Raw genomic sequence first — 21,215 nt, forward strand, 5'->3', positions numbered from 1 at the left:
ATTCAAATACAGGTACAATTACATTGATCATAGCTAGTATAGACGGGAAAGGAGCACCATCCTTTGAATCTCGAAACAAACTTATACCAAGCAAGGCACGGGGATCGCAAGGCGTTCGTCGCCTTGATGAAACAGATGGAATCCGATATGTATGGCATGGCGCGTTCCATTCTTCGCAGCAATGAGGATTGCGCGGACGCAATACAAGAAGCGATGCTCAAAGCATACAAGTCTCTGGGTGAGCTGCGTGAACCTCGCTATTTTAAAACATGGCTGCTTCGCATCCTTATTAATGAGTGCTATCTCATAATCCGCAAGCAAAAACGGGTTGTACCCGTGGCGGAATTTATAAAGGAACCGTCCACCTCGGGCGGATATGAAAAAATCGAACTACGCGAGGCCATCGACCACTTGGAGGAATCCATGCGAACCGTGATTTCCCTGCATTATTTGCGTGATATGCCGATCAGGGAAATCTCAGAGCTACTGGACCTATCAGAGGGTGCCGTCAAAACACGATTGCACCGTGCTCGCAGAACATTAATGGATCTGCTACAAAATCGCGGAGAAAGGAAGGTGACCTTTCAATGAATCCTTCAGAGTATGAGAATCAGGAACAAAAGCTGGATGAGAAATTACAATTGGAAAAAGAAAACTTGGAAGCAGATATGGCAGACATCCCTGATTTGGTAAGGCAACGCCTAGACGCATTTTATGCACAAATGGAATCAGATTCTGACCTGCTACCCGACCGTTCATCCTCTCATCGACCCGTTAAAAGGTTTCTTCGGAGAACTGCAATTACCGCTGCTTCTGCAGCGCTCATTGGCGTTATGATCATTGGCAGCGCCTATGTTTCGCCTACAATGGCGGAATCATTGAAACAGGTCCCCCTTGTCGATAGCGTGTTCAAGCTAGCCGGGGATCTTGGGCTGCAAACCGCTGACCAGAAAGGGTTGGCCACTTCATCGAATCTCAGCGTTACCCATGACGGTATTACATTGAAGGTACCTCAAATCATATTTGATGGGACACGCTTGGTCGTAGCGTTGGAAAAAAGCGGTGGGGATTCACAACATGAACCCCTGTATCCCACTACCAATACGCAAGGGCAGGAAGAGGATATAGTGGAGAAAATAGACCTGTTCATCAATGGGACGTCGGTCGACAGCAACAGTAGCGCCTTTAATCTCATGTATGGTCGTCCGGGCAAAGACAATAATTCTATGCTGATTGCGTATATGCGTGACCCTGCCAGTGGTAAAGCCGCCTTACCAGATCAGTTTGAGCTAGAGGTATATGCAAAGTTAAAAGGTGTATTCGAGCCGTTCCGCATACAAACCACGGTTCACAAAACTAAAATAAATAACAAGATACTTCAGCCGCAAATGAGCAAATCTAATCCTTATCTTGCATTTACGGTAGAAAAGTTAGAAATGACCCCTATCACGACCAAGATTACAACATCGTTCAAAATGCTGACCGATATTGCACATATGCCGGATGAGTACACCGTGGAACGAGAGTACAATAACATGAAGAATGGACACACGATCCAGTACACCAAAAAGGAATTGGATATACTCGATTATGCTGTATTCGACGAGCAGGGAAGAGAACTTCAATTGCTGAGCGGTTCTGGAGTTCCCCATACCAAAGAACGTGACAGCAAAATGATCACACTGTTTACTCCTTTTGTGGACACTCCCCAGAAGATCATTTTCAAGCCATATATCTTGCCAACCCAATCAGGAGGTAGCGCCCTACTCGATGCTAATGGCAACTGGACACGCCATTACATCGATGAATTAGAAATTACGATCGATGTGCCGCAAAATACAAACCACCCATAAAACACGAATAACGCCGCTGCTGTCCGAATCATTGGGCAATAGCGGCGTTATTATCATTTCTAAATCTTAAGCGTGGTTTTAGACATTGTCATCAGGAGTTGTTCCTGTACCAGGCTCCTCATCATCGGAGGTTAGTTCTGCACCGATGACCCGAATGATGTCATTCGGATAAATATGTACACCGCTCGCCTGCGCGAGAGCAATTCGTACCATAGCTCGTGCGATGAACGAAGCGGGAATGGCACGATAGGAAGCGAACCTGCCCGTCATTAGGCCATCTAGCGCTTTCATGACAATCGTGGCAGCGGCTTCGCCGAATCGTCGTTCAGATCTCGCTCCCAAAATAAGCGACGGACGGAACAAATGCAGTGCAGGCAATCCGATCGCGGCAAGCGCCTCTTCAGCCTCACCCTTAGTACGGTTATAAAACACACGTGAATCCGGGTCAGCGCCCATCGCAGAGATCGCAAGCATCTGTACTGCTCCAGCCTCTTTGCCCAACTGGGCTGTCAGAACCGGATAGTCCAGATCCACCTGTCGAAACTGCTCCTTAGAGCCAGCCTTTTTCATCGTTGTCCCAAGGCAGCAAAACACATCATCCACCCCTTCGAGGGCGAAGGCCAACTTCTGTGGTTGTTCCCAGTCGATGAGCGCCTGCTCTAGCTTGGGATGCTTGATGTCCAATGGACGCCTGCCCAAAACCATGACGCGGGTGTATTCTTTTTGCACCAGTAGCTCCCGTACAACATAACCCCCGACAAGCCCTGTGCCACCCACAACGACCGCTTTACGTTCCATGATATACCTCCTAACGCTCCTTGTCCCATGATTGCGATCAGGTTAATTTAAACGGCTGTTCGTCCGCCTCCTTGCTGTCGGACGGACACATAGGCAGGTACAGGGAAAAAGTACTTCCCTTGCCTTCTTCACTCTCCAGACGGATAAATCCGCCTAACAAGCGGGAAAAATCACGGCTGATGGACAACCCCAGTCCGGTTCCACCATATTTACGATTAATCGAACCGTTCGCCTGCTGGAATGCCTCAAAAATAACATGCTGCTGAAGCTTGGATATACCGATGCCTGTATCTTTTACAGCAAATACAACCCAATCTCCCTCCTGACCCTTTCGATCCAGATGCTGTGTGCTGATTTCCAGCAATACACGTCCTTCATGAGTAAACTTAAAGGCATTGGACAATAGATTGCGTAAAATTTGCTGTACTCGTTTGGAATCGGATCGGATTTCATCCGGTACATGTTCATGCACGTTCAGGCTGAATTCCAGGTTTTTATCCTTCGCTGTGACATCAAAATGCATCATCATCCCCTGCGCAATCTCACGCACACTGACTGGCTCACTTACGATTTCCATGTGCCCAGCCTCGACCTTGGATAAGTCCAGAATGTCATTAATCAGTTGGAGCAAATCATGGCCCGAGGCATAAATTAGATCACTGTACTGGTATAGCTCGTCCTCATCCAGCTCTTTTCCCTGCTCATTGATAATCTGTGCCAGGTTAATGATGCTGTTAAGAGGTGTACGTAACTCATGCGACATCGTTGCCATAAAATCCGATTTATACTGGGAAGCCATCATCAGCTGCTTGGCGCGTTCCTCTAAAATAATCTTTGCCTTTTGCAGCTGATCACGCTGCTCTGACAACAACTCATTCGCCTGCTGAATCTGATAGTTTCGCTGCTGCTCCATCTGAAAATCACGTAATATCAGTGCAAATAAAAAGCTGAGGATAACGCCGATAGGCAGTGTAAGAGGAACGACCTCTGCTACATAATAGCGCCAGGGAATGACGCCCAGGAAGGCAATATTTAACGTATTTACAATATTAACCGCTAAAATGGTTACAGATGCCTTAATAATCAAGCGCCAAGTGGAGCGGCGCATCCAGTAGTTCAAACCGGCGCATAATATGCCCAAAATGCTCATATTCAGAAAGCCGACCCACGCCGCCATATTCAGACCGAAGGTAAATCTTGTAAGACCGATTGCTACCCCAATAATAATCAGCGTGTAGGAACGGGGATACACCAATGCTGCGATAATGAGCGGAACAAAACGCAGATCGAAAATAACCGTTTCATTGAAATTAAAGCCAAAGCAAGAACTGACCCATCCGCCAAATACCACCAGCAACACTGAGCTGACATATTTGAACCGCCTAGACGTACGACTCAAGCCATATTTATAAATCACGTTCGCCACATAGGCAACGGCAATCAGCATCCCCAAATTCATTATAAACATCGTTGAAAATTGCATGGATTCACACTCCCATTGCGCGAGAAATTGGATGCCAGGCCTATGCTAGCCGATTTTGCCTTACTCGTACATCATAACATGAAGCCCCATCTTTCGACATATCCAAGAGGCTTGCGTGTGTGTATAAAAAAAGCGAACCGCAATGGCTCGCCCTAGTGGGAGTATCTATAGAGTCAGCTTGGAATGCCTCTGTTCCGGCGCCACTCCTTGACAAATAATTCGGCAAAGTAAGGATCCCACTGGGTCCCTTTACCCTCTTCCAATATCATAACCGCCTTCTCTTCCTTCATACCTTTCCGATAGGGACGATCCGACGTCATCGCATCATAGGCATCTGCTACGGCTATGATGCGCCCAAATAGTGGGATGTCTTCCCCGGAGAGCTGGTCAGGGTATCCCTTGCCATCATAACGCTCGTGGTGCGAGCGCACGCCAGGCAGATAAGGGGCCATAGCATAAGCCGGCTCTACTTGCCGAAGAATACTTTCTCCCATAACCGGGTGCATTTTAATCTGGTCAAACTCCTCGTCCGTCAGCTTGCCATCCTTAAACAACACAGCGTCAGCCACACCAATTTTACCGATATCATGCAGCAAGGCTGTTTTACGCAGCAAATCAAGATCCGTCTCGCCCAAGCCGCCCTTTCGCCCAATGAGTACAGAGTATTCGGCCACGCGCAACGAATGTCCTGCGGTATAGGCATCCCGCGCATCCAGCGCTGCAGCCAAGGTGGCAAAGTAACTGTCTAATAGCTGACCGTTCTTTTCCTCACGTTCCTTCAGGCCCTCGATCATCATGTTAAATCCTTCGACCAGCTCCGCAAATTCGTCCGAATACAAGTCACTGGCGTTACTGTTCAGGCGGCCTTCCTTCACTTCATTCATTTTTTCCAACAAGTGATGGATCGGCTGTTCGATCTCACGGGTTAGCAGCCTGCCTCCCAAATAAGCAAAGGCTACACCAGAAATTAAAATCGTACCCGCCCATGCCCAATAGGAGCCGGAATCCGTCGCCTCCAAACGTTCCAGCCGAATCTGCGTAGCTAAACAAAACAGAAACAGAGGAAAAGCACCAATTAACGTTGCACTTAACTGAAATTTATGCCGAAGTGACAGCAGAACTCGACCTCGCAGGGAAAGGTTCAATCCATATTGCTGATAGGTTCGATCCCGAATCTCCTCCAGCAGCGGTTTGATTGCTCTCATGGTCAGAAAAAATTCAACCAGTGCATGCATGGAAGCGACCAAACAAGCTCCTATACAGGCGATTCCTACATAATAAAAGGGAAAGGTAAGTTGTCCAGTATGTATCATCCATAATGCAATGACGGCTGCCGGGATAGAGAAGCCTAGCAAATGCGGTCCAACAATACGTAAAACGGACAAATTAGGCAGATGATGAACCCGGATATACACCGCTTCTACATCCCTGAGCGTCTCCTGATTGCCTTGGAAAAAACGATGAACGGGTCTTAAGTGCATTCGAAACACTATGGTTTCACATACAATCATAATGACGCTGGAAAATGCAACAATTTTGACAAGACCCAAAAGCTCATAGTGGGCTACATTTAACGTGGAAAACACAAAAATCATACATACCAGTAGTACAGCAATAAATGAACCTATAATATAGTTCAGGATAACATGCTGAATAAAGCGCTTATAGATCGGCAAAATGCTACCCCTCTTTTCATCCGTACGCTCATAAAATATCTTTGTATTCAATATCGGAGTCCAGCCGTCAAAAGTTAACCTTCTTCCATGAGCAATTTGCATGAATCCTAGGAAAATAACACTAGCGAGCGGTCCGCATCGGATTCCGGCTTTCGCAGGGCACCTTGGTCTGGCAAAGTCCGCAACCGGCACCCGATTCAGCCTCACCGCCGTTTAACACTGCCCACTTTCGAGATTCCTCGCCGTACACAAATTTCATGCAGGCGATTTTGTCATGACCGCCTTCCTTGCTGATGGCCTGCACAGGGCAGCGAGTAATGCACACACCACAAATGCCTTTGCTGCACAGCAGACAGTTACCGGTATGGCTCAGGTTCGAGGATACTCTGACATCAGGCGGCACCTGCAGATCCGTTACTACAGACAGCAGGCGGATGGCAATTCCTTTTTCGGTGATGAAGCCATCGTTGATACTGAAGGTGCCGAGACCGGCTGCATACGCAATATGCCGTTCCGACCAATTAGAGACTGGACCACCTGTGGCACCGTGGATGTTGTACCAATCCGTATCCAGCGGCGCCACAGCTCGATAGCCAAGTCCAGTCAGATATCCCGCCAAATGGTGCCTTGCCGAACGCACAAAATATTCATCGCCAAAGGTCCGTAGTAGCGCCCACTCTCTGGAGGCTCTTGCTTTTTGCGCACGATTGGCCTTGCGAATCGTCTCACTGATCGGCAGCACAACACTGACAACGGTGCCTCCACCAAAACTTCCTGTGCCGAAGGTCCGTTCGAAGGCTTCCTGCGGCGTAGCATGGTCGGGGCCCACCACTCTTTTATAATCCTCAAACAAAGGATCATTGGCCTCTGCAAATTGAATAATCGGTTCCTCGTAGTAAGGGCTCTGTAATTCTTCGCAGAAATTGCCCTTCTCTTCGCTCACATAGGCCTTCATCTCGGTTGCGATAAGTTCTTTCATGTCTGGTACGGGCGTTACCATCCTATCCACATCCCTCTTCTTAAGTTATTGTGATTCTCTCGAATTCCTGGCGGATACCCGGTGACCGATGAGTGGCTGCGTTACATATCTTAACCCCCTATTCGTGTATATACACGAATAGGTCAGCATGGCCTCCCTTATTAGGCGAAGGCTAATCACAGTCTCAATTTTTCAATTTTGGATAACAGTGCGGTCAATATCTGCAAATCGGCGCTTCCCAGTGACTCCTGTAAAAATAACTGCGCCTCCTCCCAGAGCTCTGCTGCATCGTTATATAACGCTTTTCCTCTCTCTGTCAGGGTAAGGCAGCGGTTCCGGCTTCCCTCAGCGGATGTATCCTCCACATACCCACTTTGCTCCAGGGCCTTCAAATTGCGCACAAGCGTGGTTCGGTCGAGTCGCATCTCCGATGCTAATTCGCTTACGCTTACCGGTCCCAGTACCGTTAAGTGCTTGAGCAGCGAAAACTGGCTGATATGGAGTCCACTTGGAGCCAGATACTGGTCATACAGCCCTGTTACAGCCATCGAGGCACGACGCAGATTAATGCATGTGCAGACTGAGGGCGAGTTATTCTGTGATGTTTTTTTGTCTTTCCTTGACGCAGTCATAGTTCTTGTTTCCTTCCATCTTTTCGTGTAACTACACTATTTCAAAATTCGTACGCTCTGTCAGGGCAATTTATCACAGCCTCTATTCTCTGCAAATGAAAATAAGTCTAATCCATTGCAGAAAGTGCATTATTTCCAGTCTACAATCAAAAAAACCAAAAATCCCTTGTGTTTTAGAATCATTATTGTTATACTGTATTAGTATGTATTAACCCCATAGGATTCCACGCAAGAAGCTATACTCCTATCACCGCATGGAGCTTCTCCAAATTTTATGTATAACCCTAATGTAGAATTTTGAGCTTTTGCCGAAGATTTTCACATTCACACTGGCGCGGTCATCGGAGCCGCAAGGACGAAAGAGAGGTAGGGCTTTTGTCGTTTGGAAAATGAACAGAGGAATCAGACTGCCCCTTATGAACATGCTGACCATATAATACAAGGTAGCAGGGGTTAAATATATATTATGCCGTCAAACGATGAAGTTTGAGCAGGCCGTGCAGTATACGCAAGCTGCGCAGATCCTCCGGATGATCCCCGGGGGATTTTTCATATACGGAAAACGCATCTGTGAACAAAAAAGTGACCCTGCCGATACATCGACAGGGCCTATAGCTTGATCAAAAAGGGGTTAATAGGGTCATTATAGTCTTGCTTTCTTAAAACAAAATGATATGCACCTTAAAAACTCATTAATTTTCCAGCTTTATATGGCTACTAATAGTTCGTCCAATATTCCATACTACCGGACTGTATCTTTTGGGTAGTAGGGCGTCCAGCTTCCACTTGGGCAGACTTGTAGCTGGAAGGACGCTCCCATCCTTCCAGTAAAACAATATGCTGGGTACCTGTGTTAGTTTCCCATGTGATATAGCGCTCTTGTTCCATATGTCGCAATGCAGCTGTAATTTCAGAGTCTCGCCTACCCGTTTTTGCTGACAATTCAGCCATTGTAGGCATATGGCGATGCTGGGCAAAATAATTATACAAAATACGTAGTAGCTTCCGTTCCAAATCCGGCAACATCGTTACCCCTCCCTAAGAACATATGTTCCCATTATAACACATAAAAATGCACCCTCCTACTGGAAGATGCATACGGGCTTGTATGCCCATGCTGAATTTAGTTTTTTTCCTTTTCCTGACGACCGATAGAGCGCAACCACCAAGAGATTCCTCCAACGCTTCCAAGCGCCAAAACCGTCAAGAAAATAATATAAAACAAATGAAATGTACGATCACTCATGGCAATCGCCTCCTTACTTTATGTATACACTTTCCAGCTAAGCCTGTAAACCTCTTTTTGATCCCACAATCACATTTTCGCCAAACATTTGACAATAGATACTTGCTTAGGATGCATCGGTGCACACTTATCAAAAATGGTTAATATCAAATAGGAGACAGATCAAGGAGGTTATCGAATATGAAGTTTCTATTGATCGTGATCATCATTGCGCTGATCGTTGTTTTGCTCATGAGAAGACGCAGATGAACGAAGACATCCTCTATGGTTAACTGAGAATACAAAAAGGGCTTTCGGTACATCACCGAAAGCCTTTGTTCATCTGAGGTTAAGGCTGAACTACGCCTTGTTCTTTTTGCTATATTTAATAAAAGCAATCACAAGCGCTATAGCAAACAATATTCCGCTGACTACCCATGTGGTCAGAAACGCCATACCCAAGCCGACATTAGCCCCCATGGTCGGGTGCTTCATAGCAGTAAACACCGAGCCCTGCATCATAAATATGGTACAGAACAAAACAACGGGTGCCAAAATAATTGTGCTTGCGGTCTTACGACTACCAGATACTGCAATTACACACAGAGCAGAAATCACCAAGATCACCCAATAGATAACTGCTTCCCAAATCGCTGAAGTGCCCACCTGTTCGACCTCTTTTCTATCCATCATATATGCCTCTTCTATTGTAACAGACGTCACACAGTGAACCAAGCCATAAATTTAATCAGAAAAGGGCTAAACCCTGCCGAGAATGTAATAATGTATAGTAGCAGACAAACCTACATAGAAGAAATGAAAGGAATTGATCTGATGAGAAGTGCAAGTCCTTTTGTCATTGTGAACGATGTGCAGCAGTCGGTTGACTACTACCAATCTGTTTTAGGCGGGAAAATCAAAGTACTGAACAAGCAGGACGGCAGGCTCTTACATGCCGAACTGCACCTGGGCAGCAGCCATATCCATTTTTCCGATTCCTATGGTAAACCGTTGAAAGCACAGCATGTCCAAATCATTCTCGACTGTGAGAGTGAGGATGAGCTTAAACAGGCCTACCATGCACTATCCGAAAAAGGTACCATCACTGTAGAACTACAAGATACCTTCTTTGGTGCGCTGCACGGCGAAGTAACGGATCATCTGAATCAAATTGGATGGGTGATGAACTATTTCAAAAGATGATTACGTTTAGCCATAACTGAATACGTCTTGTAGCCGCCATCAACGTTTCTCACCCGATATCCGGATTGGGTTAGAATTCTGGCCGCTAGATAGCCGCGTAGCCCGACTTGGCAGGATACCGCGATCTCTAGATCACGGGGAATTTCCGACATCCGCTCTCTGATCTCGGCCAGAGGAATATGAATAGAACCTGGAATCGCTCCTCCCTGTAGCTCCATCGCATCCCGGACATCAATAACAAGACCACCATTGCGGTAAAAATCGTCAACTTCATGCCACTGTATCGTCTGGACCAGCCCATCCAGGATGTTCGAAGCTACGTAACCCGCCATATTCACTGGATCTTTAGCTGAAGAATAAGGAGGTGCATAAGCAAGCTCGATATCTGCCAGCTCACGGACGGTTAAATGGCCGCGAATCGCCGTCGCAATAACATCAATCCTTTTGTCGGCTCCGTCAGCTCCAACAGCCTGCGCTCCGTAGATCATCCCGGTCTTCGGATGAAAGAGCAGCTTCATCGAAATGGGTGATGCGCCGGGATAATAACCGGCATGTGAACCAGGATGAATATGAATAGCCTGATAAGGAACAGCTAGCCCCTGCAATGTTTTTTCATTGTTACCTGTAGAAGCTGCGGTCAATGCAAAGGTCTTAATTACGGATGTTCCGAGCGCACCATCATAGGAAATCGGCTGACCATTAATATGATCCGCTGCCAAACGCCCCTGCCGATTGGCTCCCCAGGCCAGCGATACCATCGTTGCAAACCCATGATTGCGGTCTTTGACCTGGATGGCATCACCTACCGCATAAATGGACGGATCACTGGTTTGCAGCTGTGCATTCACCTGAATAGCGCCGCGAAAACCTAGTTCCAATCCGCATTGCTTGGCCAACTCATTTTCAGGCACAACGCCAATCGCCAAAATAACCATATCCGTCTGAAGCATCTCCTCAGAGGTCAAACGTAGCCGTGTACCCTGTTCTTCAAAAGCTGCGACTCCTTCCTCTAAACGCATCTCCACCCCGTTCAGCTGCATATGCTGTTCCACCAGTTTGGCCATTTCAGGGTCAAGCGGATTCAACACTTGTTGTCCTTTATCCATAACGGTTACTGCAAGTCCACGCTCCCGCAAATTTTCAGCCATCTCCAGCCCAACAAATCCAGCACCAATTATCGTGGCATGCTTGGGTTGCCTTTCATCTACATATGCCTTAATAAGGTCGGTGTCATGAATGTTTCTTAACGTAAATACATTTGTAGCTTCATGTAGTCCGGGAATGTCTGGTATCATCGGTTTGGCTCCCGGCGACAATACCACAATATCGTACACCTGCTCATCCATCTCTCCTGTGATCATATCGCGGTAACGGACAAGCTTATGCTCGCGGTCTATTTGTATTACTTCTTTCAGCACCCGAACATCTATATTAAATCGGTCTCTAATGCCTTGAGGCGTCTGGAGAAACAGCTTCTCCCGTGCCTGGATTGTCCCCCCAATATAGTAGGGAAGACCACAGTTTGCAAAAGAAACATGCTCACCGCGTTCAAACAGAATAATCTCGTCTTCCTCATTCCATCTACGCAATCTCGCCGCAGCAGAAGCTCCACCTGCTACCCCGCCAATAATAACTATCCTCTTACCCATTTCTTCTCCTCCTCATATACCCTATGGGGTATAATATATACCTATGGGGGTATGATGTCAACAAACAAAAAAGGCAGAGGTTACCCCCCGCCTGCTCAAACCCTAAACGAAACCCGATTGGAATCACAAATCACTTGCGACTGCTGCAAAAATGCCTTATCTCACTGGGCTAACTAGCCGCCAACTACTGTTTATTACTGTTGACTGGCCGCGATTGCCTGCTCCAGATCATACAAAATATCGTCTATCGCTTCGGTCCCGACAGATAAACGTAACAGCTCCGGTTTGACTCCAGCAGCCACCTGTTCTTCTGCGCTCAGCTGCTGATGGGTTGTGCTTGCCGGATGAATAATCAAAGACTTGGAATCGCCAACATTCGCCAGATGAGAAAACAGCTTTACATTCGCAATCAGCTTGCTTCCCGCCTGACTCCCGCCTTTGATACCAAAGGTCAAGATTGCCCCTTGTCCTTTTGGCAAATATTTTTGGGCCAACTCATAGGATGGATGGCTCGGCAATCCAGAGTAGCTGACCCACTCCACATCCTTGTGACTTTCGAGGTATTGCGCTACTTTCAGGGCATTCTGACTATGTCTTTCCAGCCGCAGATGCAATGTTTCCAAGCCTTGAAGCAGTAGCCATGAATTGAACGGAGAAATGGCTGCTCCCAAGTCACGCAGCAATTGCACCCGTGCCTTGATAATGTACGCGATAGGTCCCACCGCCTCGGTGTACACAACTCCATGGTAGCTTGGGTCCGGCTCAGTCAGTCCGGGGAAACGACCACTCGCTTTCCAGTCAAACTTGCCACTGTCCACGATTACCCCGCCAAGAGACGTACCGTGTCCGCCAATAAACTTGGTTGCCGAATGCACAACAATGTCTGCTCCATATTCGATAGGGCGTAATAAATAGGGGCTTGGGAACGTGTTGTCCACAATCAGCGGAATACCATATTCGTGTGCAATCGCCGCTACAGCTTCTACATCCAGCACATTTCCCTGTGGATTGCCAATCGTTTCGGCAAATATGGCCTTCGTTTTATCCGTGATGGCTTGGCGGAAATTCTCCGGATCATCCGAATCGACAAAATGCACCTTAATACCCAATTTCGGCAGTGTAGTAGAAAACAGATTATATGTACCGCCATACAGACTGGAGGCCGATACAATTTCATCTCCAGCTCCTGCAATGTTCAGAATGGAGAAGGAAATCGCCGCCATTCCCGAAGCTGTGGCCAACGCGCCAGCTCCGCCTTCCAGTGCGGCAATTCGTTGCTCGAATACATCCGTAGTCGGATTCATCAGACGCGTATAAATGTTGCCGAATTCTTTCAGCGAGAACAAATCAGCCGCATGCTCGGCATCCCGAAATCCATATGAAGTGGTCTGGTACAACGGAACGGCGCGGGCAAAGGTATTAGGATCAATCTCTTGTCCGGCATGGACAGCGAGGGTTTCGAATGACAGCTTGCGTTCTTCTGACATGATTATTGCCTCCCTTGTTATACGTGCTGTATGAATCGTCTCTTCCTGTATGCGTAGTCTTGGATGATTTTTCAACTATTCTCGCACAAAAAGAACGATTTGGGAAGATAATTCTCATTATTCAGGTAGGATATAATAATTTTGTTGAAACATCAGGTTTCGGATCGGAAGGTTTTGCCCAAATGCTCACCCAGACCAAAATAATGGCGGAAATTATAGATGATCGGGCTCCACTTGGCCGGATCAATATGATTCTCTCCGCGGATCATATCCTGATGAACATGCACCTGTACGGCTTGGGTTTCGACGATCGCAAAATAAGGAGAATGGTCAGGAATCCGTATCTCCTTCACTGTGGCTTCGATTTGAATAGGGCACTCCCTGATTCGGGTGGGCTTGACCCTATTCGAGTCAATCGCAGTCAGTTTGCTGATCTCATATTTATCTTTTTGATATGAAAATCCATTTTTCTCTTTTTCCACTGGAACGGGATTCTTGCCTGTAAAAGGAGCCAAACGCTCTACATTTTCCCACATGGAAGGCCCAGGAACATTGATTACACATTCGGGATGCCGCTCCATATTTTCTAATGCTTTGCCACCTGTTCCAATGCCTAGTACCACACAATCTCCTAATGCCCATGAGGAGGAAATAGGGCTAATATTGGTCGTTCCATCCTCATTCAGCGTGTTGAGTAAAATCACAGGGGTTCCGTAATATAAAATGCTAGGGTTTATCGTTTTTATGCTTGGGCTGTAATTCATCTGATTTATTGGATTCATTGGGTCCATGTTTTATTCTCCTTCTGTTCAGATCTGCCTCCTTATTGTAAAATGTAAACATTTCAACCTTCATCGAAGTATGGATTACAAAGGGGGATGACCGTGCCATGAGTACCAAATCAAATGTAGCCATGATTGCTTCTCTTGTCAGCGAGCCTTCCCGTGCAGCCATTCTCACCGCTCTATTAGACGGCAGATTCCACACGGCAAGTGAACTGGCCCATATGGCAGGCATCAAACCGCAAACCACCAGTTTCCATCTGGCTAAAATGACCGAAGCACAAGTCATTACTGTAGAAAAACAAGGGCGGCACCGTTACTATGGCATTCAAGACCCCGAGGTTGCCCAGGTGATGGAGTCACTTTTGTCCATAGCTCCACCTGTTCCAATCAAGTCATTGAAGCAAGCCTCCGAAAACGAGGCCATACGGTTGGCAAGAACTTGCTACGACCATGTTGCGGGTCATTTAGGCGTACAGATCATGAGTTTTTTCATGCAAAAGGGGATTCTTTCCGAGGATCAAGACGGACTTCATATCACCCAACAAGGAGAGATTTTCTTTGCTGACTTTCAGATCAACCTCAAGAATACAAGACAAAAGCGTCGCTCCTTCTCACATAAATGCCTGGATTGGAGTGAACGACGCCATCATCTTGCCGGTGCTTTAGGAAGTGCTCTTCTAGACAGATTATTCGAATTACATTGGGTCGAGCATCTGCCCACAACCCGAGCGATACGCATTACAGCCGAGGGTAAAAGAGGTTTTAAAGAGGTATTTTCGATAGAGATCGGCTAAGTAATCATAGTTCTAATGCTTTTCTTGTTTCGCATTGGATGTTATGACTGGGGACAAGGACCTTTGTTTTCTCGTCAATGGCCGGACATAGGCATAATTGTTTTTTGGGGCCTTTCCTTTTGCCACACCTGCTTTATAGCCTCCAGCAGCAGCCGGAATGGCAACCAAGGTTCCATAGGTTCTCATCGCCCGTTCAATTGGGAAAGATACAGAACGCATTCCATCGGTAGATCCAGCAAAATGAACTGCGGCTGCATAATTGTTCAGCCGATCGTTACTGTCATTCAGCCATACGGAACCCGAATCTCCAGGTCCAGTTCGTCCCTGGGTAAAACGAATGACGGTTTGATCACGGAAAATCTCGATTCCCGAATCGCCCCTCACTCTTTGTTCCACGCCAATCGCCTCCACGACTCCTCTGGCGAAGCCGTTTGTTTTAGCCATTCTTTTAAACGTCATTCCCAGACGATAGCTCAATAAGTGCCCAGGCACGGTAATAAGACCACCACTTTGGTTAATCAGATACCTCGGATTAAGCAGACTATTTGAATTGGCAATAGCTATGGCAGAGTCCTGAAAGTTAACACCTGTCGTAGTAAGCGGGACAAATTGAAAAGCTCTCCCGATCTGATCCGCCGTTCTGCCGCCATCTGCCGGAGAAGGCTGAATGGTATTGTGAAATTGGTTTGTATTCGTTGGGACTAGGACATGGGCATTACTCAAAATAAACAAAGTATTATTCTTAATAACAATGAGTCCTCCGGTTCCTCCTGCAGTGGTGGGAACCGTCGTTCCTACACTGACCGCACCGGGCACGGGGCGCCATCTTTGGCGTGGGTTCGTTTGGGTAGGAGTCGCCGCCTCCCTTTTGAAGGAACCCACACCTAAAATTCGGATAGGTACCACAGAAGCCTGACTTATATTATGAGTTACTGCCTGCAATTTGGTTTGCGTCACAGCCGAAAGATTTCTCAAGGTGTATACCACAATCGCCGCGCCCTTTGCCGGTCTATTGGGATCAGCATAACCTACTCCAATCCCTGTTACTCCGTTCCGTTTGAGCATCGTTCGCCATATCCGACTCTTCAGCTTGAAGGCTTGATAAAAGGTAGCCACAGCCACATACATCTCCTTTTCATAGTCAATGATGTATATACATATGACTAATCCGCACATCATGACTGTGCGTTTCCCCAGAACAGTGAAAAAGGTGTGGGCTGGAAGCAAACGACTGCTTTTATTGATCAATCTTCCTAAAGAACTCTACCATTTCGATAAATGATTGCTGAGCTGAATGTACGTGATATCGGGGAGAGTACGGATCACTGAATCCATGCTGTCCGCTGAATTTATGTACCCGGATATTATGGTTGTCTAAAGCTGAAATGAGCTCATCCACATTAAATGATATTTCTTCCTGTGGGAAAAAAAGCAGTGTTGGACAATGTGGAGTTATTTCCAAATAATTTCGAATACGAGAGCCATAGTATCCTACGATTCCATCAACAATTTTTTTTTTGCTACACAGCCAGGCAATCGTTGCCCCGATGCTAAATCCGACGATAAATACCTTTTTATAGCGAGCTTGAATACTTAACAATAAACTTTCAGTATGATAAGAAGCACGTTCGAATCCTATATTTTTAATGAAATGAGCATAGGCAGCTTCCTCTTGCGAATAGTCAAAAGGCGTTTCTTTGCCTATTAAATTTGGACAAATCACGTCATAACCCTCATCTGATAATAAGCTGCAAAAATTTTGTATATGCTGGTTGATTCCATAAATCTCATGCAGCACGACAATGAGGGTGTCCGACTTCTTATCTATGCTTATCATGTTGCCCCCCTAACCAGGTTTGAATATGGGAAAACAATTCATCCGGATACGCATATTTATACTCTTATATTAACAACCTGCAGAAAAGCCTCATCAGATATTGAAGGAGTACCTGAGATTGTTGTGGTCTGAGGGATGATTTTGGTTTCCATTTCCCGTCTTATCGAGTCAGAAAACTCATCAAAGGGCTTATTCTCTCTTGCCCGGGACCCTACGATATAAATCGCTATATTTCATCATTAGAAGTTCCCCATTCGAATATTCGCTCTTCGAGCACTTCGTAAGCATTATTCATACTTCCTAACCTCCCTTTTTTAGAAAATACTATATCCAATATGATCATTTCGCTATATATTTTTAGATGAAATCTTGAGAAATGCTACCTGGCATACACCACTCATCCAATCAATTCTACATCTTCACCCTATGATATAATTCTCTCAGTATTATCGTATGGAAGGAGGATACAGATGTCGGAGCAGCAAGTATACGTCCGGTTCCCAGAAGAAGTGGACGTCACAGAATTGACAGCAATGTACAAACGCAATCGGGAATTCTTTGATACGTTTTCGCCAAACCACCAAGAAGAGCACTATACGGAGGAGCACCAGCTCCAAACGATTATTAAGAGTAAGGCTGACATGGTAGAGGATCGGAAATATTCCTTCGTGGTGTGCCACAAAGAAGACAATCAGATTATAGGCAGCATAGGTCTATCTTTTGTAGTAAGGGGACCACTTCAGAGCTGTATGATCGGATACAGCCTAGACCAAGCCTATAACGGCAAGGGTTATATGACGGAGGCGGTGAAGCAGGTGGTTCGCTACGCTTTCGATGAACTAAAATTTCATCGGATCGTCGGAGAAGCCTCTCCTCGGAATCCAGGGTCCATCCGTGTGCTTGAGAAGGCTGGCTTTCACAAAGAAGGCATTTCTCGAAGCAACGTAAAAATTAATGGAAAGTGGGAGGACCATCAGGTTCTGGCGATTATCAATCCATCAGAGGATATCTAAGTTTAGTGAATATTGGTCTCGAAAGTTAATGGAAAAGAAAAGTTATGACAACCTATTAGAATGCGTTAGTTGAATGACAACAGCGACAGTCTAAGACTTTACTTTTTAAGTCTTGTTCTGCCGCTGTTTGAATTTTTGCTCAATCTAAAACTTTATTTCCAATGCACATTTTACAGAAACTATATTCGTTTTGCTGGGAATCTCAGTGCATGATTTCTTTCTTATTCACCTTAACGCCGGATAAGGACTGATCAAACATTTCGAGAATAAAGAGGAAGCGCTCAGCTTCACGAAATACATGATCGGCTAATAGAGGATGGATAATGCTTTTTATTCGGCACTCGTCAATCAAATCACGCGCTGTTTTCTTAAAATCTCGCAAGGACTTAACAGAGATACGGTTTTCATCCACAAATTGACTCAGAAGTGGAACGGTCTGCGACTGTGGACGCATATAACTTAAATCAATCGCCTGAAACATCAGTGTATCAAAGTCATTACTAAACTCCCTAGCTTGTTCAACCAGTTTGCGTTCGGATGGATCCAGCAAATGGCCTATGAATTTTGCGTGATCGGCCATGATCTTTAAGAAAAAAATATTTTCATCAATAATAGCATCGGGTAATGGTTCAAGCGTTCCTGAATTGAGTTCCCCTAAACGATTTCTGAAATAATTCGCTTCCCGGCTTACATGGTCTACCAGTAAGGGAAAATTGGTTTGTCCAGGAAGTTTGCATTGTAATATAAGCCCCAATACCATCCTCTTAAATGCCCAAATATTTGTCGCCGCATTCTGTACTTCCGTATTAAACTCTTTGATTGTATAAGGATCTGTATTGATATTAAATTCATACGATCTTTTCTCAATATCCTCAAAAATAGCGTAAAACCGATTGGCTTCTGTTTTAAGTTGAGTATCTTCCGCTCTAAAGCCTAACCCCAGAAAAAAGGAATGCTCCTTCATAATCCTGGACCAAAAACGTATTTCATCTAATGAGCGTGAAACAAATGCATCCAATGATATCCCTCCTCTAAATGAGCAAAAAAGTACTTACTTAGTCATATGGGATATAACAGGTCATTATGAATATCGAAGTTCAACGTCTCATACGAATCCAATTTCGAAATTGAGCCGGAGTTATTAAATCATTCAGGGTTTTCTTCCGCTACCAAGTCTACCCGAAACTCAAGCTGGTCTCTCATAAAAATTTTACCTGCAATCTTGACCGATTCTGGCTTAATCTCCTCTACTATTCCCCCATAATCCTCAAATGTCACGCGTAATTCCTCATCAACGGATACCACATATACATGCGCCTGGACCAAAGCGGCTCCGAACAGTTCCATATCTGTCTTCAATACTTTATATGTACGTTTCACAACGATCACCTCAAATATTTTCATTCGGGAGATTATATATAGATTCCTTCTGCAACAAGCATTTCTGCGTATGTTATCTCATTTTCCTTATTCAAAAATTAAATTCCAAAATATTACTTACATTTGAATATATATCATTTAATGTTTGGACAATTATCCCAATTCAGTTTTATAATTCACCTGTTAATACATAATTTTAGGAGGAAGTCATGAATAATAAAATGTTTAAAAGAATGGGGAGTATCTTGTTAGCCCTACTTATTGGAGTTTCGGTGTTCTCATTGTTCCCTAACGTTACAAAAGCTGAGACTACAAATGTGACTTGGTCCGATGGATCTCTAACAAAAACCATAACTGAATGGAACCAAACCGATATTGCTAATGTAGGTAAAAGCTCAGGGAAATGGTATTGGGAGATAAAGCTTGATGGTGGATATGGTGAAGTTGGATTATTCGGTCCAGGCAAACCACCAATTAGGTATGAAGGGTATAACGGAGTAAATTATGGGCCTACAAATGACTCTATTAAAGCTGGAAGTTATAGTTACGGGAATGTGTATACAGTAAATGATGTTATATCTGTTGCTTTAAATCTAGAAAATGACACACTAACCTTTTATAAAAATGGTATCTCACAAGGGGTCTCGAAATATACTCCTTCTTCACTAGGTAAGACTGTATATCCTTATATAAGAAACCCTCAAGATCAACCTGCTACTTATACTGCTAATTTTGGGGCAAGTGATTTTAAATATCCAATTCCCGAAGGATTTTTGCCTTACCAAGAATCAAGTACATCAACAACACCTAATCCGTCCACAACACCGGATCCATCTACAAAACCCGATCCATCTACAACACCTGATCCATCTACGGCGCCTGGTTCATCTACAACACCTGGGTCGTCCACAACACCTGATCCATCGGATACAGATGGTTCCTCACAACCAACTGGTGACCGCGCCATTCTAACTGTAACGATGGACAATGGATTTGATAAAGAATTCGATCTGAGTAAAAAAGAATTGAATGCCTTCATCGCTTGGTATGACGCTAAAGATGCGGGCAGAGGTGCTTCATTCTTTGCCATCGATAAACATAATAATAACAAAGGCCCGTTCAGCAATCGCAAAGACTACGTAATCTTCAACAAAATTCTCACATTCGAAGTAAGTGAGTATTCAACCAAATAAACTTTATGAAGGACTTCATATCAGCTAATATGCCATTGAAGTCCTTTTTTCATCTACTCATATCTAAGTCACGCTTAAATTGCTTTACGGACAATATACCTTTTAGGCAAAAGATTTGTAAACCGCCTATTTTCAATAAACCTACACTTGCCTTCCAACTTGATTTGGATTAAGATCCATATTTTTAGTGTACACCTTGTTCATACTCTAATTAAAAGTCATTAATTATTATGCTTTTCCAAAGAAACGCTAGCTGTCAGGTAATGTCTATCTCATAACATGAAAAAAGCTTTCCATAGCCACCTTTGGGGTGATTATAAAAAGCTAATCTGCTTTGCGGCGACTGCACCACTCGCTTAAAATTTTTCAGGAAACTGTTTGACAATACCTTCTGTCAGGAAGTCCGCTAAATGAATCATATGGATCTCATTTTTATCGGTTGCGGCAATATCTGCTTTCCAGTCTCCTTTGATACAGTTAAGGACTATTTCCGTAATCAACTGAAGGTGCGTATACAGCATATCTTGTAGCGTTTTGAACTGCCAGTTCGGATTCGCTTCACTTAAAAATTTGGCGATATCATCGGCGTTTGTATGCCAATCCGCCTCTAGCTTTTTCACGTCCGCCTGATTGCCCGCTTTGGCAGCCGCTACGATTTTCCCTGCGATCAGAATATGCTCTCTCAGAAGATCAGCCAGCTCATTACCGGCAGCTTCCCCATAATAAGGCTTGATCACATTACCTATATCCTGTTGGTTCCGTAAAAGTCGGTCCAATACATCCTTTTGGTCTGGACGATTAGATATGGCGCTGACAATATAGCTTCTCGTCCATATCGTATGATCGATCCATACCTTCTGCATATCGACTTTCAGTTGCACCATTTTGGGGATTAGGCAAATGTTCCCCTTATCCTCCCCCGCCTTCGCTTGCACGACAACTAGTGGATTCATGCTAAAAACGAGCGCCAAGGTTAACGACAATGCCAGTAACCATTTATTTTTCACATTCTTCTGCTCCTCTTACGTTTGGATTAAACAGGCTGTCTTATTATGGTTGAAATATCTAATTCTATACCACCCCTGCAATCATCTTACAAAAACTTGATTTCGTATTTCAACACACAAAAAAGGCCTGCCGGTGGTAAGCCAGCAGAGCCTATGACTCCATGGTCCAAGTAAAAGAAGCAATTCTGATGAATAAAGCTACGTCCTGGAGTACCCGTATA

22 protein-coding genes are annotated in these 21,215 nt (G+C 45.0%); 6 read left to right on the forward strand and 16 right to left on the reverse strand.

Annotated elements, in window-relative coordinates:
- The first annotated feature begins 63 nt into the window (after positions 1-63).
- Both C400_RS0120445 and C400_RS0120450 read left to right on the forward strand, forming a co-directional pair.
- Positions 64-591, forward strand: coding sequence for a sigma-70 family RNA polymerase sigma factor (locus C400_RS0120445; protein WP_017428034.1), 528 nt, complete (start codon positions 64-66; stop codon positions 589-591).
- Positions 588-1,853: a DUF4179 domain-containing protein gene (locus C400_RS0120450; RefSeq protein WP_017428035.1), complete on the forward strand. Its 1,266-nt coding sequence runs from the start codon at positions 588-590 to the stop codon at positions 1,851-1,853. Before C400_RS0120445 ends, C400_RS0120450 begins: the two co-directional genes overlap by 4 nt.
- A gap of 78 nt (positions 1,854-1,931) precedes the next feature.
- On the opposite strand, the gene C400_RS0120455 is transcribed toward C400_RS0120450, so the two are convergent.
- The 8 genes from C400_RS0120455 to C400_RS0120495 all read right to left on the reverse strand — a co-directional run bounded on the left by C400_RS0120455 (position 1,932) and on the right by C400_RS0120495 (position 9,339).
- Complete coding sequence (locus C400_RS0120455) at positions 1,932-2,651, reverse strand: NAD(P)H-binding protein (RefSeq protein WP_017428036.1); 720 nt, start codon at positions 2,649-2,651, stop codon at positions 1,932-1,934.
- Between the two features lie 37 nt (positions 2,652-2,688).
- Positions 2,689-4,134, reverse strand: coding sequence for an ATP-binding protein (locus C400_RS0120460; RefSeq protein WP_017428037.1), 1,446 nt, complete (start codon positions 4,132-4,134; stop codon positions 2,689-2,691).
- A gap of 173 nt (positions 4,135-4,307) precedes the next feature.
- A complete protein-coding gene (locus C400_RS0120465; RefSeq protein WP_017428038.1) occupies positions 4,308-5,810 on the reverse strand; it encodes an HD-GYP domain-containing protein in 1,503 nt (500 codons plus the stop codon).
- A gap of 121 nt (positions 5,811-5,931) precedes the next feature.
- Positions 5,932-6,810 carry a (Fe-S)-binding protein gene (locus C400_RS0120470; RefSeq protein WP_017428039.1) on the reverse strand — a complete coding sequence of 293 codons (879 nt, stop codon included), beginning with the start codon at positions 6,808-6,810 and terminating at the stop codon, positions 5,932-5,934.
- A gap of 155 nt (positions 6,811-6,965) precedes the next feature.
- Complete coding sequence (locus C400_RS0120475) at positions 6,966-7,421, reverse strand: MarR family winged helix-turn-helix transcriptional regulator (protein ID WP_017428040.1); 456 nt, start codon at positions 7,419-7,421, stop codon at positions 6,966-6,968.
- Between the two features lie 717 nt (positions 7,422-8,138).
- Positions 8,139-8,447, reverse strand: coding sequence for a hypothetical protein (locus C400_RS0120485; RefSeq protein WP_017428042.1), 309 nt, complete (start codon positions 8,445-8,447; stop codon positions 8,139-8,141).
- A gap of 97 nt (positions 8,448-8,544) precedes the next feature.
- Positions 8,545-8,667: a hypothetical protein gene (locus C400_RS28475; protein ID WP_016819476.1), complete on the reverse strand. Its 123-nt coding sequence runs from the start codon at positions 8,665-8,667 to the stop codon at positions 8,545-8,547.
- Between the two features lie 339 nt (positions 8,668-9,006).
- Positions 9,007-9,339 (reverse strand): hypothetical protein, encoded by a 333-nt coding sequence (locus C400_RS0120495; protein WP_016819475.1) that lies wholly within the window; start codon positions 9,337-9,339, stop codon positions 9,007-9,009.
- Positions 9,340-9,480: 141 nt separating this feature from the next.
- Between C400_RS0120495 and C400_RS0120500 the strand changes: the two genes are divergently transcribed.
- Positions 9,481-9,849, forward strand: coding sequence for a VOC family protein (locus C400_RS0120500; RefSeq protein WP_016819474.1), 369 nt, complete (start codon positions 9,481-9,483; stop codon positions 9,847-9,849).
- Here the strand turns inward: C400_RS0120500 and C400_RS0120505 are convergent.
- The 3 genes from C400_RS0120505 to C400_RS0120515 form a co-directional block, all read right to left on the reverse strand.
- Complete coding sequence (locus C400_RS0120505) at positions 9,834-11,498, reverse strand: CoA-disulfide reductase (RefSeq protein ID WP_017428045.1); 1,665 nt, start codon at positions 11,496-11,498, stop codon at positions 9,834-9,836. The two genes, C400_RS0120500 and C400_RS0120505, sit on opposite strands and share 16 nt — an antisense overlap.
- Before the next feature lie 194 nt (positions 11,499-11,692).
- Complete coding sequence (locus C400_RS0120510) at positions 11,693-12,985, reverse strand: homocysteine synthase (protein ID WP_017428046.1); 1,293 nt, start codon at positions 12,983-12,985, stop codon at positions 11,693-11,695.
- Positions 12,986-13,137: 152 nt separating this feature from the next.
- On the reverse strand, positions 13,138-13,776 hold the full coding sequence (locus C400_RS0120515; RefSeq protein ID WP_017428047.1) for a flavin reductase family protein: 639 nt from the start codon (positions 13,774-13,776) through the stop codon (positions 13,138-13,140).
- A gap of 98 nt (positions 13,777-13,874) precedes the next feature.
- Between C400_RS0120515 and C400_RS0120520 the strand changes: the two genes are divergently transcribed.
- Positions 13,875-14,564: an ArsR/SmtB family transcription factor gene (locus C400_RS0120520; RefSeq protein ID WP_016819470.1), complete on the forward strand. Its 690-nt coding sequence runs from the start codon at positions 13,875-13,877 to the stop codon at positions 14,562-14,564.
- 12 nt (positions 14,565-14,576) lie between these two features.
- On the opposite strand, the gene C400_RS0120525 is transcribed toward C400_RS0120520, so the two are convergent.
- Both C400_RS0120525 and C400_RS0120530 read right to left on the reverse strand, forming a co-directional pair.
- Positions 14,577-15,743 (reverse strand): hypothetical protein, encoded by a 1,167-nt coding sequence (locus C400_RS0120525; RefSeq protein WP_049885701.1) that lies wholly within the window; start codon positions 15,741-15,743, stop codon positions 14,577-14,579.
- 58 nt (positions 15,744-15,801) lie between these two features.
- Positions 15,802-16,401: a dienelactone hydrolase family protein gene (locus C400_RS0120530; protein ID WP_017428049.1), complete on the reverse strand. Its 600-nt coding sequence runs from the start codon at positions 16,399-16,401 to the stop codon at positions 15,802-15,804.
- A 470-nt stretch (positions 16,402-16,871) separates the two neighbouring features.
- On the opposite strand from C400_RS0120530, the gene C400_RS0120535 reads away from it, so the two are divergent.
- Complete coding sequence (locus C400_RS0120535; protein ID WP_016819467.1) at positions 16,872-17,414, forward strand: GNAT family N-acetyltransferase; 543 nt, start codon at positions 16,872-16,874, stop codon at positions 17,412-17,414.
- A 202-nt stretch (positions 17,415-17,616) separates the two neighbouring features.
- Here the strand turns inward: C400_RS0120535 and C400_RS0120540 are convergent, their stop codons facing one another.
- Both C400_RS0120540 and C400_RS0120545 read right to left on the reverse strand, forming a co-directional pair.
- On the reverse strand, positions 17,617-18,432 hold the full coding sequence (locus C400_RS0120540; protein ID WP_016819466.1) for a DUF2935 domain-containing protein: 816 nt from the start codon (positions 18,430-18,432) through the stop codon (positions 17,617-17,619).
- Between the two features lie 128 nt (positions 18,433-18,560).
- On the reverse strand, positions 18,561-18,818 hold the full coding sequence (locus C400_RS0120545) for a hypothetical protein (RefSeq protein ID WP_016819465.1): 258 nt from the start codon (positions 18,816-18,818) through the stop codon (positions 18,561-18,563).
- 185 nt (positions 18,819-19,003) lie between these two features.
- Here C400_RS0120545 and C400_RS0120550 point away from each other — a divergent pair, with 185 nt between their 5' ends.
- Positions 19,004-19,987, forward strand: a complete 984-nt coding sequence (locus C400_RS0120550; RefSeq protein ID WP_017428050.1) for an SPRY domain-containing protein — start codon at positions 19,004-19,006, stop codon at positions 19,985-19,987.
- A gap of 356 nt (positions 19,988-20,343) precedes the next feature.
- Here C400_RS0120550 and C400_RS0120555 read toward each other — a convergent pair whose 3' ends face one another.
- Positions 20,344-20,994, reverse strand: coding sequence for a hypothetical protein (locus C400_RS0120555; RefSeq protein ID WP_017428051.1), 651 nt, complete (start codon positions 20,992-20,994; stop codon positions 20,344-20,346).
- Between the last annotated feature and the right edge of the window lie 221 nt (positions 20,995-21,215).

Source organism: Paenibacillus sp. ICGEB2008 (assembly GCF_000307675.1).
Taxonomy (GTDB): domain Bacteria; phylum Bacillota; class Bacilli; order Paenibacillales; family Paenibacillaceae; genus Paenibacillus; species Paenibacillus polymyxa.

Excerpts from the sequence above, each read along its gene's own strand:
- C400_RS0120450 (WP_017428035.1), top strand. The coding sequence starts at position 588 with ATGAATCCTTCAGAGTATGAGAATCAGGAACAAAAGCTGGATGAGAAA.
- C400_RS0120455 (WP_017428036.1), bottom strand. The coding sequence starts at position 2,651 with ATGGAACGTAAAGCGGTCGTTGTGGGTGGCACAGGGCTTGTCGGGGGT.
- C400_RS0120460 (WP_017428037.1), bottom strand. The coding sequence starts at position 4,134 with ATGCAATTTTCAACGATGTTTATAATGAATTTGGGGATGCTGATTGCC.
- C400_RS0120470 (WP_017428039.1), bottom strand. The coding sequence starts at position 6,810 with ATGGTAACGCCCGTACCAGACATGAAAGAACTTATCGCAACCGAGATG.
- C400_RS0120475 (WP_017428040.1), bottom strand. The coding sequence starts at position 7,421 with ATGACTGCGTCAAGGAAAGACAAAAAAACATCACAGAATAACTCGCCC.
- C400_RS0120485 (WP_017428042.1), bottom strand. The coding sequence starts at position 8,447 with ATGTTGCCGGATTTGGAACGGAAGCTACTACGTATTTTGTATAATTAT.
- C400_RS28475 (WP_016819476.1), bottom strand. The coding sequence starts at position 8,667 with ATGAGTGATCGTACATTTCATTTGTTTTATATTATTTTCTTGACGGTT.
- C400_RS0120495 (WP_016819475.1), bottom strand. The coding sequence starts at position 9,339 with ATGATGGATAGAAAAGAGGTCGAACAGGTGGGCACTTCAGCGATTTGG.
- C400_RS0120500 (WP_016819474.1), top strand. The coding sequence starts at position 9,481 with ATGAGAAGTGCAAGTCCTTTTGTCATTGTGAACGATGTGCAGCAGTCG.
- C400_RS0120505 (WP_017428045.1), bottom strand. The coding sequence starts at position 11,498 with ATGGGTAAGAGGATAGTTATTATTGGCGGGGTAGCAGGTGGAGCTTCT.
- C400_RS0120510 (WP_017428046.1), bottom strand. The coding sequence starts at position 12,985 with ATGTCAGAAGAACGCAAGCTGTCATTCGAAACCCTCGCTGTCCATGCC.
- C400_RS0120515 (WP_017428047.1), bottom strand. The coding sequence starts at position 13,776 with ATGGACCCAATGAATCCAATAAATCAGATGAATTACAGCCCAAGCATA.
- C400_RS0120520 (WP_016819470.1), top strand. The coding sequence starts at position 13,875 with ATGAGTACCAAATCAAATGTAGCCATGATTGCTTCTCTTGTCAGCGAG.
- C400_RS0120525 (WP_049885701.1), bottom strand. The coding sequence starts at position 15,743 with ATGATGTGCGGATTAGTCATATGTATATACATCATTGACTATGAAAAG.
- C400_RS0120530 (WP_017428049.1), bottom strand. The coding sequence starts at position 16,401 with ATGATAAGCATAGATAAGAAGTCGGACACCCTCATTGTCGTGCTGCAT.
- C400_RS0120535 (WP_016819467.1), top strand. The coding sequence starts at position 16,872 with ATGTCGGAGCAGCAAGTATACGTCCGGTTCCCAGAAGAAGTGGACGTC.
- C400_RS0120545 (WP_016819465.1), bottom strand. The coding sequence starts at position 18,818 with ATGAAAATATTTGAGGTGATCGTTGTGAAACGTACATATAAAGTATTG.
- C400_RS0120550 (WP_017428050.1), top strand. The coding sequence starts at position 19,004 with ATGAATAATAAAATGTTTAAAAGAATGGGGAGTATCTTGTTAGCCCTA.